The organism is Actinomadura harenae (assembly GCF_003696215.1).
GTDB lineage: Bacteria > Actinomycetota > Actinomycetes > Streptosporangiales > Streptosporangiaceae > Spirillospora > Spirillospora harenae.
This window is the reverse complement of the sequence record NZ_RFFG01000031.1, coordinates 1-12,041: the sequence shown is the minus strand read 5'-3', so window position 1 is coordinate 12,041 and position 12,041 is coordinate 1. Positions and strand designations below refer to the sequence as shown.

General features: G+C 74.5%; 12 protein-coding genes and 1 pseudogene. 5 read left to right on the top strand and 8 right to left on the bottom strand.

Annotated elements, in window-relative coordinates:
- Positions 1–101: 101 nt before the first annotated feature.
- The 5 genes from EBO15_RS18585 to EBO15_RS18565 are packed head-to-tail and all read right to left on the bottom strand — an operon-like array spanning position 102 to position 4,104.
- Positions 102–674: a 3-hydroxyanthranilate 3,4-dioxygenase gene (locus tag EBO15_RS18585; RefSeq protein WP_122195672.1), complete on the bottom strand. Its 573-nt coding sequence runs from the start codon at positions 672–674 to the stop codon at positions 102–104.
- On the bottom strand, positions 671–1,099 hold the full coding sequence (locus EBO15_RS18580) for a RidA family protein (RefSeq protein WP_122195671.1): 429 nt from the start codon (positions 1,097–1,099) through the stop codon (positions 671–673). Before EBO15_RS18580 ends, EBO15_RS18585 begins: the two co-directional genes overlap by 4 nt.
- Entirely contained in the window at positions 1,099–1,845 is a 747-nt protein-coding gene (locus tag EBO15_RS18575) for a 2-keto-4-pentenoate hydratase (RefSeq protein WP_233616281.1), read from the bottom strand. Before EBO15_RS18575 ends, EBO15_RS18580 begins: the two co-directional genes overlap by 1 nt.
- Positions 1,842–2,657, bottom strand: coding sequence for a 2-keto-4-pentenoate hydratase (locus tag EBO15_RS18570; protein WP_122195670.1), 816 nt, complete (start codon positions 2,655–2,657; stop codon positions 1,842–1,844). The genes EBO15_RS18575 and EBO15_RS18570 overlap by 4 nt, the downstream gene beginning before the upstream one ends.
- Positions 2,658–2,667: 10 nt before the next feature.
- Positions 2,668–4,104, bottom strand: a complete 1,437-nt coding sequence (locus tag EBO15_RS18565) for a 2-hydroxymuconic semialdehyde dehydrogenase (protein ID WP_122195669.1) — start codon at positions 4,102–4,104, stop codon at positions 2,668–2,670.
- A gap of 138 nt (positions 4,105–4,242) precedes the next feature.
- Between EBO15_RS18565 and EBO15_RS18560 the strand changes: the two genes are divergently transcribed.
- Positions 4,243–5,175, top strand: a complete 933-nt coding sequence (locus EBO15_RS18560; RefSeq protein WP_122195668.1) for a LysR substrate-binding domain-containing protein — start codon at positions 4,243–4,245, stop codon at positions 5,173–5,175.
- Here the strand turns inward: EBO15_RS18560 and EBO15_RS18555 are convergent, their stop codons facing one another.
- Genes EBO15_RS18555 through EBO15_RS18545 form a run of 3 tightly spaced genes read right to left on the bottom strand, consistent with a single transcriptional unit; the run spans position 5,176 to position 7,954 of the window.
- Entirely contained in the window at positions 5,176–6,057 is an 882-nt protein-coding gene (locus EBO15_RS18555) for an alpha/beta hydrolase (protein ID WP_122195738.1), read from the bottom strand.
- A gap of 32 nt (positions 6,058–6,089) precedes the next feature.
- On the bottom strand, positions 6,090–6,728 hold the full coding sequence (locus EBO15_RS18550) for a LuxR C-terminal-related transcriptional regulator (protein WP_122195667.1): 639 nt from the start codon (positions 6,726–6,728) through the stop codon (positions 6,090–6,092).
- Positions 6,716–7,954 carry a sensor histidine kinase gene (locus tag EBO15_RS18545; RefSeq protein WP_122195737.1) on the bottom strand — a complete coding sequence of 413 codons (1,239 nt, stop codon included), beginning with the start codon at positions 7,952–7,954 and terminating at the stop codon, positions 6,716–6,718. The genes EBO15_RS18550 and EBO15_RS18545 overlap by 13 nt, the downstream gene beginning before the upstream one ends.
- A 145-nt stretch (positions 7,955–8,099) precedes the next feature.
- On the opposite strand from EBO15_RS18545, the gene EBO15_RS18540 reads away from it, so the two are divergent.
- The 4 genes and pseudogenes from EBO15_RS18540 to EBO15_RS18530 all read left to right on the top strand — a co-directional run.
- Positions 8,100–8,828: an ABC transporter ATP-binding protein gene (locus EBO15_RS18540; RefSeq protein WP_199744645.1), complete on the top strand. Its 729-nt coding sequence runs from the start codon at positions 8,100–8,102 to the stop codon at positions 8,826–8,828.
- Positions 8,825–11,215, top strand: a complete 2,391-nt coding sequence (locus tag EBO15_RS18535) for an ABC transporter permease (protein ID WP_122195666.1) — start codon at positions 8,825–8,827, stop codon at positions 11,213–11,215. Before EBO15_RS18540 ends, EBO15_RS18535 begins: the two co-directional genes overlap by 4 nt.
- 37 nt (positions 11,216–11,252) lie before the next feature.
- Positions 11,253–11,423, top strand: coding sequence for a hypothetical protein (locus tag EBO15_RS44255; protein ID WP_158628271.1), 171 nt, complete (start codon positions 11,253–11,255; stop codon positions 11,421–11,423).
- A gap of 85 nt (positions 11,424–11,508) precedes the next feature.
- A pseudogene (locus EBO15_RS18530) lies at positions 11,509–12,041 on the top strand (DUF4253 domain-containing protein); the annotation flags it as partial.

The window sequence follows — 12,041 nt, the reverse complement described above, 5'->3', positions numbered from 1 at the left end:
GCGCCGCCCCCGGCGGTGCGGGCCGCCGGGAGGGACGCTGTCGTCGGGCTCAGGCGCGGGGCGCCGTCGTCTCGGGTCGGGCGCGGGGCGCCAGGGTCGGGTCAGGCGCGCGGCGCCGTAGTCGGGACCATCGCCTCGGGCCACCGCTTGCCCGGGTGCGTGGCACCGCAGTTCGGGCACTTGCGGTCGCCGTCGAAGAAGGACTGGAACACCGGCGGCAGGTCGTCCACGATCGACCGGACCTGCATCTCGGCGCGGTGCACCAGGTGGTGGCACTCGGTGCAGTACCACTCGAAGGACTCCAGCTCGCCCTCCGGGCGGGCGATCTCCACGACCAGCCCGACCGAGCCCGGCTCGGGCCGCTGCGGCGAGTGCCGGACGTGCGGGGGCAGCAGGAACACGTCGCCCTCGTTGATCCGCACGTCGACCGGCGGCCTGCCCTCCTCCTCCATCACGCGCAGCACCATGTTGCCCTTGAGCTGGTAGAAGAACTCCTCGCGCGGGTCGTCGTGGAAGTCGGTGCGCTGGTTCGGGCCGCCGACCACCATGACGATCATCCCGGCGTCCTCGAACACCTGCTTGTTGCCGACCGGCGGCTTCAGCAGGTGCTCGTGCTCGGCGATCCACGCCTGGAAGTTGAACGGCGTCCCGTGGACCATCTTCGGAAGCGTCATGTCCCGGTCTCCTCCTGAGGGATGTGCGCGACGCACGAGATCTCGATCAGCAGATGCGGGTGCGGGAGCTGGTGCACCGCGACCGTGGTGCGGGCGGGCCCGGTCTCGTCGAAGTACTCGCCGTAGACCTCGTTGTAGCCGCCGAAGTCGTTCATGCTGACCAGGTAGGTCGTCACGTTCACGACGTCGGACAGGTCGCCGCCGGCCGCCCTCAGCAGGTCGCGGATGTTCTCGATGACCGCGCGGGTCTGCTCGCGGACGTCCAGGTCGGTGACGCCCATCGCGTCGGCGCTCGCCCCGGCGAACGTCCCGTCCGGACGCCGCGAACTCGTCCCCGACACGAACACGAGGTCGCCCGCCCGCCTCAGGTGCGGGAACCTCCCGCGCGGCTTGGCCTTCCCCTCGACGAGGATCGCGTCGCTCATCAGGTCGTCACCTCCACGGAGCCGAGGCCCGCGCCGGTGACGCGGACGTGCGCGTCCTTGGGCAGCGGGACGGCGGCCGTCGCGGCCCCGGCGAGGACGACGTCGCCCGCCCGCAGCACGATCCCGGCGTCGGTCGCGAGCCGCGCGGCGGCGCGCAGCGCCCGGACGGGGTCGCCGAGGATGGCCGCCGACGAACCGGTCTGGACGACGCGCCCGTCGATCTCCAGGAGCATCCCGACGTTCGCGACGTCCCGGGGGCTGTGCCAGGCGCCGACGCCGAACCCGGACGCCGACGCGTTGTCGGCGATCACGTCCGGCAGGGTGAACTTGAAGCCGTCGTAGCGGGAGTCGAGGATCTCGTAGCCGACCGCGATCCCGGCGACGGCGGTGTCCACGTCGGCGGCGCGGGTCACGTCCCGGCCGATGAGGAAGACGATCTCCGGCTCGACGCGCGGATGGATCAGCCCGGACACGTCGGCCGCGGACTCGACCAGCATCCGGTCGGTCAGCTGGCCCCAGATGACGTCGTCGACGCCCATCTGGACCATCTTCGCGCGGCTGGTGAAGCCCATCTTCACGCCCGCGAACCGCTCGCCGCGCTTGCGCCGCAGCTCGATGCCCGCACGTTGCACGTCGTAGGCGACGGGCACGTCCAGGCCCGCCTCGGACGCGCTGAGCATGCCGACCGCGCGGCCGTCGCGGCGCGCCCCGTCCAGGTGGGCGGCCAGCGCCCTCACGTCCGTCACGACGCGTCCTCCTCCTTCGCGGATTCCTGTCCGAAGGCGACGCGGACGTCGCCGAGTCCGTCGATGCGGGCCTCCACGACGTCGCCGGGCGCGACCGCCGTCATCGGGCCGAGCGCGCCGGTGAGGACGGTGTCGCCCGCGCGCAGCGGGCGCCCGACCCGGACGAGCATGTCGGCGAGCCACAGCGCCGCGTTCAGCGGGTGCCCGAAGCAGGCCGTCCCGGTGCCGGTCGAGACCTGCTCGCCGCGCCGCTCCAGCACCATCCCGCACAGCCGCAGGTCGACGTCCGCGAGCCGGACGGGACGGTTGCCCAGCGCGTACATGCCGCAGGACGCGTTGTCGGCGACGGTGTCGGCGAGCGTGATGTCCCAGTCGCGGATCCGGCTGCCGACGATCTCGATCGCGGGCAGCGCGAACGCGGTCGCCCGGATCAGGTCGGCGACGGTGTGCCGCTCGTGCGTCAGGTCGTGCTCCAGGACGAGCGCGACCTCGGCCTCGGCCCGGGCCTGCATGACCGCGCCCGCCGGGATCTCCGCGCCGTCCGGGACGGCCATGTCGGCGAACAGCATCCCGAAGTCGGGGGTGTCGACGCCGAGCTGCCGCTGGACGGCCTGCGACGTCAGGCCGATCTTGCGGCCGGCCAGGCGGCGGCCCTCGCCCAGCCAGGTCGTGGTCAGCCGCTCCTGCACGGCGTACGCCTCGTCCGGCGTGGCGACCAGGTCGCGGACGGGCGCGCACGGCGTCCCGCTCGCGTACGCCGCGAGGATGCGGTCGGCCGCCTGCTCGACGGCGGTTGTCGCGGTCTCGGTCACGGTCTCGCTCTCAGATCTGGATGCAGACGTTGACGGGCTCGGAGAAGAAGTCCAGGGAGTACTCGCCGCCCTCGCGGCCGATCCCGGACGCCTTCACCCCTCCGAACGGGGTGCGCAGGTCGCGCAGGTTCCAGCAGTTCACCCACACGATGCCCGACTCGATCCGGGGCGCGACGCGGTGGGCGCGGGACAGGTCCCGGGTCCAGACGGTCGCGGCGAGCCCGTACTCGCTGTCGTTGGCGAGCCGGACCGCCTCCTCCTCGGTGTCGAACGGCGCGACGTGGCAGACCGGCCCGAAGATCTCCTCCCGGACGGTCCGTGCCTGCTCGGGCAGCCCGGTCAGGACGGTCGGCTCGACGTGGAAGCCCTGGTCGCGGCCGTCCCCGAAGACCGGGACGCCGCCGCCCGCGACGACCGTCGCGCCCTCCTCGACCGCGAGGCGGTAGTACGACAGCACCTTGTCGCGGTGCTCGGCGGAGATCATCGGGCCGTAGCCGTCGAGCTTGCGGGCGCGTTCGCCGAGCCGCTCGACGAACGCGTCGAAGACGGGCCGCTCGACGTAGACGCGCTCGGTGCACAGGCAGATCTGCCCGGAGTGGGTGAAGGACGACCGGACGGTGCCGTCCACGGCCGCGTCGAGGTCGGCGTCGGCGAACACCAGCGCCGGGTTCTTGCCGCCGAGCTCGAAGGAGACCGGGGTGACGTGGTCGGCGGCGTTCCGCATGATCGCCGCGCCGGTCGCCGACTCGCCGGTGAACGCGATCGCGTCCACGCCCGGGTGGCCGGTGAGGAACGCCCCGGCGGCGTCCGCGCCGTGCCCGTGCACGAGGTTGAACGCCCCGGCGGGCAGCCCGGCGTCGTGGATCACCTCGGCGAGCAGCGTCGCGGTCGAGGGGGTCTCCTCGGACGGCTTGGCGACCACGGCGTTCCCGGCGGCCAGGGCCGGGGCGACCTTCCAGGTCAGCAGGAGCAGCGGCAGGTTCCAGGGGGAGATGACCGCGACGACGCCGAGGGGCCGCCGGACGGAGTAGTTGAGGGCCTGCCCGGTGCCGCCGCTCCACCCGGGGACGGTCGTGGTGTAGGCGCGTTCCGGACGGCCGTACAGCAGGTCGGCGTAGGCGCGGAAGTTGCCCGCGGCGCGCGGGATGTCCACGGTCGCGGCCAGTTCGCGGGGCTTGCCGGTGTCGCGGACCTCGGCGTCGACGAACTCCTCGAAGCGGGCGTCGATGCCGTCGGCGATCCGGCGGAGCGCCGCGGACCGCTCCTCGGGGGAGGTGGCGCCCCACTCGCCGGACAGGGCGGCGCGGGCGGACCGGACGGCCTCGTCCACGACGGCCTGCGGCGCCTCGGGCGCGGTCCCGGCCTCGCCGCCCGTCACCGGGTCGACCAGGGGGAAGGGCGCGCCGTCCGTCCGGAACTCGCCGCCGACGTAGTGCCGCACCCGCATGCCGTCTCGCCTCCAGGATCGTCCGGGGTCGTCCGGAACCGTCGTCCCGACACCGCGATCATCTCTCCGCCAGCTATGCACGTCCAATACCCATTGGCACTCTTGCTATATCAAGGGGGTTATTGGTAGGAAGGCGGCATGCGCGCGATCGACCTGCTGAACGGGCGGCTCAAGCTGCGGCATCTGGTGCTGGTGGTGGCGATCGCCGACCACGGCAGCGTCCTGCGCGCCGCCGAGCACCTCCACCTGGCCCAGCCCGCGGTGACCCGCAGCCTGCGCGAGGTCGAGCGGATCCTCGGCGTGGAGCTGTTCACCCGGGGGCCGCGCGGGGTGACGCCGACGCTGTTCGGCGAGGCGTTCGTGGAGCACTCCCGGGCCGTCCTGGCCGAGCTGCGCCGCGCCGGGGAGCGGATCACCGGCCTGGCCGACGGCCAGGTCGGGACGGTCACCATCGGCACCCTGCTGGCCGGGTCGAACGTGCTGCTGCCGCGCGCGATCGCGGCGCTGAAGCGGGAGCGGCCGGGCATCACCGTGATCGTCCAGGAGGCGACGTTCGACGCGCAGGTGCCGCGGCTGCTGGACGGCGAGATCGACATGGTCCTCGGACGGCTCAACCCGATCGGCGACCAGCCGGGGCTGCGGCAGATCGTCCTGTACGGGGAGCCGGTGCGGCTGGTCGCGCGGGCCGGGCACCCGGCCCGCGACCGCCCGGGCCTGACCCTCGCCGACCTGCTCGACTACCCGTGGGTGCTGCCGCTCCAGCAGACCGCGCTGCGCAGCGAGCTCGAGGACGTGTTCCGGGACCGGGGCCTGCCACTGCCCTCCGACCTGGTCGAGTGCACGTCGGTGCTGACCGTCCGGACGCTCGTCCGCGACACCGACATGATCGCGGCGCTGCCCGACCTGGTCGCCCGGACGGACGCGGGCGTCGCGCCGCTGCCGGTGCCGCTGGACCCGGTGCGCCGCCAGGTCGGCGTGACGATCCCGGACAAGCGGCCGCTCACGCCGTCGGCGCGGCTGATGCTCGACCACCTGCGGACGCAGGCGGCCGAGATCATCGAACGGCCCTGATCAGGCCTCCCGGCCGAGGGCCGCGAAGAGGCCGAGCAGGGCGCGGCTGACCTCGGTGTCCGGGTCCTCCAGCTCGAGGACGAGGTCGAAGTGGTTCAGCCCGGACGCCACCAGCAGCTCGCCCTCGTCGCCCCAGTGCGGCTGGAAGCGCCGGGTCTGCTCGACGAAACCCGAGCCGTCCTCCGAGCCGACGGCGAACACGGCCGGGAAGCGCCGTCCCATCGGCTGGAACGCCGGGCTCAGCCGGACGGCCGTCTCCTCGTCGAGCCGCGCGTACTCGTTGACGTAGGTGCGGACGATCGGCCGCAGGTCGAACAGGCCGCTGAACGGCATCGCGGCCTTGACGACGTCGGCGGGCAGGCCCAGCCCGTCCTGCCAGCCCTCGACCATGGTCATCCCGGTGAGGTGGCCGCCCGCCGAGCTGCCGCCGACGACGATCCGGTCCGGGTCGAGGCCGTGCTCGCGGCCGTGCCGCCACACCCAGGCGACCGCCGCCCGCGCCTGCCGCACGATCTCCCCGACCGTCACCTTCGGAGCGAGGGTGTACTCGGGGACGACCGTCGCGACGCCCCGGCCGTGCAGCATCCGGGCCATGAAGGCGGTGTCCTCCTTCGCCCCGGCGAACCAGAAGCCGCCGTGGAAGAAGATGAACACCGGGCGGAGCTCGCCGTCCTCGGTGCCCCACACGTCCAGCCGCTCGCCGCCGTCCTCGTCGTAGACGACGCCGGGGGTGCCCGCCAGGCCGTCCACGGCCGCGTCGGAGTCGGACCGGTAGCGCTCCATGAGCGGGACGAAGTCCTCGCCCGCCTTGCGCCGCACGTTGTAGGCGACGTCGAGCTGCTCGTCGCTGAGGCCCTCGGTCAGATCATCACGCAGGTCCATGAAGATCACACTATGCCGGGAAGGCCCCGCGATCACGCGTTGAGGTAGGCGAGGACGGCGAGGACGCGGCGGTGGCCGCTGTCGGACGGGGGCAGCCCGAGCTTGGCGAAGATCGCGCCGATGTGCTTGCCGACCGACCGCTCGGTGATCACCAGGGTGGTCGCGATCGTGGTGTTGTCCAGGCCCTGGGCCATCAGGCCGAGCACCTCGCGCTCGCGCGGGGTGAGGGTGTTCAGGGGGTCCCGGCGGACGGACATGAGCTGCGCGACGACCTCGGGGTCCAGCGCGGTGCCGCCGGACACCACCCGGTCGAGCGCGTCGAGGAACTCGTCCACCCGGCCGATGCGGTCCTTCAGCAGGTAGCCGACCGCTCCCCCGCCGTCGGAGAGCAGCTCGGCCGCGTAGGTCTCCTCGACGTACTGCGACAGCACGAGGATCGGCAGCCCGGGGATCGCCCGGCGCGCCGCGATCGCCGCCCGCAGGCCCTCGTCGCGGAAGCCCGGCGGCAGCCGGACGTCGAGGACGGCGGCGTCCGGGCGGTGCTCCAGGAGCGCGGGCACCACCTCGGGCCCGGCGGCGACCGAGGCCACGACCTCGTGCCCGCCGGACTCCAGGAGCATGATCACCCCTTCCCGGAGCAGCACGTTGTCCTCGGCGATCACGATCCGCACGGCAGGTCCACCTCCAGGGTCGTGCCCCGCCCGTCGGGGCTGTCGATGCGGGTCTCTCCGTCCAGGGCGGCGACGCGGCGGCGGATCCCGGCCAGGCCGCTGCCCTTGATCTCGTCCGCGCCGCCCTTGCCGTCGTCGGCGACCCGGACGCGCAGCAGCGGGCCGAGCCGCTGAACGGACACCTCGGCGCTCGCCGCGCCCGCGTGCTTGGCGACGTTCGTCAGGGCCTCGGCGACGACGAAGTAGGCGGCGGCCTCGACGGCGGCGGGCGCGCGCAGGCCGGCCGCCGGGACGTCCAGCCGGACCGGGATCGGCTGCGCCCCGGCCAGGGCGCGGACGGCCCCGCCGAGGCCGCGGTCGGACAGGATCGGCGGGTAGATGCCGCGGATCACCGTCCTGAGCTGCATCAACGCCTCCTCCACGCCGTCCCGGGCGGCGAGGAACAGCTCCCGGGACGCGGCCGGGTCGGCCTCGAAGCGGCGGTCGGCGAGCCCGAGCCTCAGTGCGACGGCGACGAGCTGGGCCTGGGTGCCGTCGTGCAGGTCGCGCTCGATGCGGCGCAGCTCCGCGCCGTGCGCCTCCAGGGCCCCGGAGCGGGTCTCGGTCAGCTCCTCGACCCGGGCCTGGAGATCGACACGCCGCCGCGGCGGCGACAGCAGCAGTTCGGCGACCCTGGCCTGGCCGCGCGCCATCGGCGGGAACGCCCACACGACGATGGCACCGTACATGGCCGCCTGGAGGAACGGCAGCGTGAGCGCCTGCTCCCAGGTGTGGAGGGGGACGAACGCCGACACCGACCCCTCGGCGACCGACCGCCACCACAGCGGCAGCGTGAGCGAGTAGATCGCCGACGGGGCCAGCAGCACCGCGAGCAGGCCCGTCATCAGGCCGAGGATGCCGTGGATCAGCAGCCAGGCCAGGGTGCGCCACGTCGCCGGGTGGCGCATCAGGCGCACCCCGTCCTCGACCGCCGAACCGGTCGACGGCGGCGCCTCGGGGGCGGCGATCTCGCGTCCCAGGTACCGGGACGCGCGGCGGCGCTCGACGTCCGCCAGCATCTGGACGGGGCGCATCAGCATGGGGAACCAGGGCAGCGCCACGAACAGGACGCCGAGCAGCAACAGCAGCGGCACCAGGTAGAAGCCCAGGAGCGCGGGCGCGGCGGTCGCCAGGCCCACCGCCAGGTACACGATGGCCTGTCCCGAACGCCGCAGCTGCCCCCTCATGCCGCCCACGCTATTCCACCCGCGGACCCCGCCGAACCGGGCCGGCCCCCGTCCCATGGTGGGGCTGGCTACACCATGGGGAGGGGGCCGCGCCCTGATGGCGGACGATCTCCGCGTCCGTAGCGTCGAGGACGTGAACAGCGCGATGACCATGACGCACGCCGGCCCGGCGGTGCGCCTCGACATGGTGACCAAGGCCTACGGGCAGGCCAGGGCGCTCGACGGCGTCTCGTGGGCGTTCCCCCGCGGCGGCTTCACCGCCGTGATGGGTCCGTCCGGCTCCGGGAAGAGCACCTTCCTGCACTGCGCGTCCGGCCTGGACCGCCCGACGTCCGGGACGGTGTGGATCGGCGACACCGACCTCGGCCGCCTGCGGGAGGCGGAGCTGACGCGGCTCCGGCGCGAGCGGATCGGGTTCGTGTTCCAGTCGTTCAACCTCATCCCGTCCATGGACGTCGAGGAGAACGTCGCGCTGCCGCTGCGGCTCGGCGGCCGCGCGGTGGACGCGGGCCGGGTCGCCTCCGTGCTGGGCCGGGTGGGTCTCGCCGACCGGCTGCGGAGCCGTCCGAACGAGCTGTCCGGCGGGCAGCAGCAGCGCGTGGCGCTGGCCCGCGCCCTGGTGACCGAGCCGGAGGTCGTGTTCGCCGACGAGCCGACCGGCGCGCTCGACCCGCGCACCGCCCGCGAGGTGCTGCGCCTGATGCGCGAGGCCGTGGACCGGGCCGGGCAGACGGTCGTGCTGGTCACCCACGACCCCGTCGCCGCGGCCTGGGCCGACTCGGTGCTGTTCCTGGACGGCGGCCGGATCGTGGACGAGCTGCGCTCCCCCACCGTCGCGTCCGTGCTGGCCCGCTGGGACGGGGTGACCGCGTGAGGTCGCTCCGGCCGAAGAAGGAGGACTTCCAGGGCGCGTCCCTGGGGATCTTCGTGACCCTGCTGCTCTCGACCGTACTGGTCGGGGCGTTCGGGGTGCTGCTGGAGTCCGGTCTCCGCGCGCACGGCCCGGTGAAGCGGTACGGCGCCGCGCACGCGGTCGTCACCACGCCCGGACGCGTCGGGATCCGGACGAAGTCGCCCGGTTCGAAGCCCAAGATGCAGTACGCGCCGAGGACCGAGCTGCCGCGCATCCCCGTCTCGGCCGCCGACCGCCTCCGGCGGGTCCCCGGCGTCCGCGCGGTCATCGCGGACGTGTCGTTCCCGCTGGTCACCACCACCGGAACCACCCTGTCCGGGCACGGCTGGGACTCGGCCGCGCTGGGCGGGATCACGCTCACCTCCGGACGCGCCCCGCAGGCGCCGGGCGAGGTCGTGCTCTCCGCGTCCGCGGGGGCGAAGGTCGGCCAGGCCGTCAGGCTCCAGGCGGACGGCGCGCCCGCGCCCTACCGCGTCACCGGCCTCGTCGGCCGCGGCCCCGCCTCGGCGTACTTCGCGCCGGACGCGGCGGCCGTGCTGAGCGGGCACCCGGGCTTCGCGACCGCGCTCGGCGTCCTCGCCGACCACGGCACCAAGACCGGAGCGCTGCGCTCCGCCGCGCCCGGCCTGTCCGTCCTGACCGGCTCCGCGCGCGGCGACGCCGAGGACCCGGCGGTCGCCTCCGTCCGGCCCGACATCGTGGAGCTCTCCGCGGCGGTCGGCTCGACGTCGCTGATGGTGGCGCTGATCGTCGTCGGCGGCCTGCTCGGGCTCCAGGCGCGGCGGCGGTCCCGCGAGTACGCGCTGCTCCGCGCGGTCGGCGCGACGCCGAACCAGGTCCGCGGACGCGTCGTCCGCGAGGCCGTGCGCACCGCGCTGCCCGCCGCCGCGGCAGGCGGGGCGCTGTCCCTGGCCGCCGGGGCCGCCCTGCACGCGACGATGCGCGGCCAGGGCGTGCTGCCCTCCGGGTTCGCGCTCGCGGTGAGCCCGCTGCCCGCGCTCGCCTCGTTCGCGATCACCGTGGTCACGACGGTGCTGGTGGCGCTGCTGGCGTCGCTGCGCCTGTCGGGGATCCGGCCCGTCCAGGCGCTCGGCGAGACCGCCGCCGACCCGTCGGCGCCGGCGCGCTGGCGGTCCGCGGTCGGGGCGCTGCTGCTGGCGGGCGGGGTGGGCACGCTCGGTCTGTCCCTGAGCATGTCGGGCGCGATCGCGGCGGCCTCCATCAGCGGCATGATCACGGCGCTGATGGCCGGCGTCGCGCTGCTGTCGCCGGTGATCGCTCAGCTCGGCGCGCGCGTGCTGGGCGGGGCCGTGGCCCGGTTCGCGCCCGTCACCGGACGCCTCGCCCGGCAGGCCGCCGAGGCCGCCTCCCCGCGCGCCGGGGCGGTGCTGACGCCGGTCGCGCTCGTCATCGCGTTCGCGGTGGTGCAGCTGTCGGGCATCGCGACGGTCCTGGACGCGACGGCCGCGCAGGCCGCCGCCGCCGACCGCGCGGACCGGGTCCTCGTGTCGTCCGGGCCGGGCGTGCCGTCCGGGGTCGCCGACGCGGTCCGGGGCGTCCCCGGCGTGACGGCCGTGACGCCGGTCCACCGCATGACCGTGCACCTGCCGGTGCGCGAGGTGGGCGACGTCAAGCTGCGCACCTACCCCGCGCGCGGCCTCGGCGCGGACGCGTCGAAGACCCTCGACGCGAAGGTCACCAAGGGCAGCCTGGACGCGCTGACCGGCACGACCGTCGCGCTGAGCAAGGACCTCCCCGGCGGGGCAAAGCTCGGCTCGTCGCGGACGCTGTTCCTCGGCGACGGCACCCGGATCGAGGCCCGCGTCGTGGCCGTCTACGAACGCGGACTCGGCCTCGGCCAGGTGCTGCTCCCCCGCGACCTGGTCGCCGCGCACGCCGGTTCTCCCCTGGACGACCACGTGCTCGTCCGCTGCTCCGGGCCCTGCTCGCCCGAGACGCTCCGCGCGCTCGACGCGGTCGCCTCCCGCTTCACCGGCGTACGCGCCCTGGACCGCGCGTCCTTCGGCGAGGCGACCTCCCGCGAGCTGCGGACGCAGGAGCTGATCAGCCAGATCATCGTGGCGGCGATCGGCGGGTTCGTGCTGGTCGGCGTCGTCACCACGCGCACGCTCGCGACCGCCTCGCGCCGCCGCGAGCTCACGCTGCTCCACAAGGTCGGCGCGACCCGCGCGCAGGTGCGCGGGTCGGTCCGGCTGGAGGGCGCGATCGTGCTCGGCACCGGCGCGGTCGCCGGGCTCGCGGTCGCGGCCGTCACCACCGTGGCGCTCGCCGTGGTCGTGACCGGGCAGCCCATCCCCTCCGCCCCGTCCCTCCCGTTCCTCCACTGAACCCACCCCGAACCCCACACAAAGAAGGAGTCCTCCCATGAGCGCAGGCGCCCGCTGGACGCTGTTCGTCATGCTGCTGACCGTGAACGTCGTCTACCAGTTCGCGTACCCGAACACCTGGCACCAGATCGTCGTCAGCTCCCTCACCGGCCTCGGCCTGGTCGGGCTTCTGATCGAATACCTCGCCCGGGGCCGCCGGGAGCGGTGAACCGTGCCCGTGCCCGCGCGGTCGCCGTTACGATCCTGGAGTGCCAAGATCGGTGTTGGCACGAATTGGACCGGAACGGCGTGATATGGACGACCTGGACCTCGACCTCCGAGAGCGGCTGCCGGGAGACCTCCCGAAGCTCTTCCCCGACGGCGACGCGGACCGCGCGTTGTCGGTCGCGCTGCCGCCCGGCGACGTGGTCTGGCCCGACCCCGGCTTCCCGCAGCGGCAGTTCATCCGCGCGCCCGCGCTCTGGCTGAGCGACGACCCCGTCGACGGCTCCCTCTGGGCGCGGGTGCGCGCCGAGCACGCCCGCTCCGGCCTCTGGCCCGTCCTGCTGGACGAGTCGGACCAGCCGTGGGCCGCCGGGCAGATAGCCCCCGAGCCGGTCGCCGAGATCGGCAACTACGATTCCGCCGCGTTCATGTACGAGGTGTGGAGCGACTTCGCCGAGCAGGCCGCCCCCGAGGACTTCAAGGACCTGGAGCCCTACGGGCGGCACTGCCCCGGCCCGGCCGCCGCGGGCCCGGCCCTGGACGACCCGGACGCCGCCGCCGACCGGCACGCCCGCGTCCTCGCCGCGCGCGGCCTGTCGCTCGGCCTGGTCGCGGTCGAGCG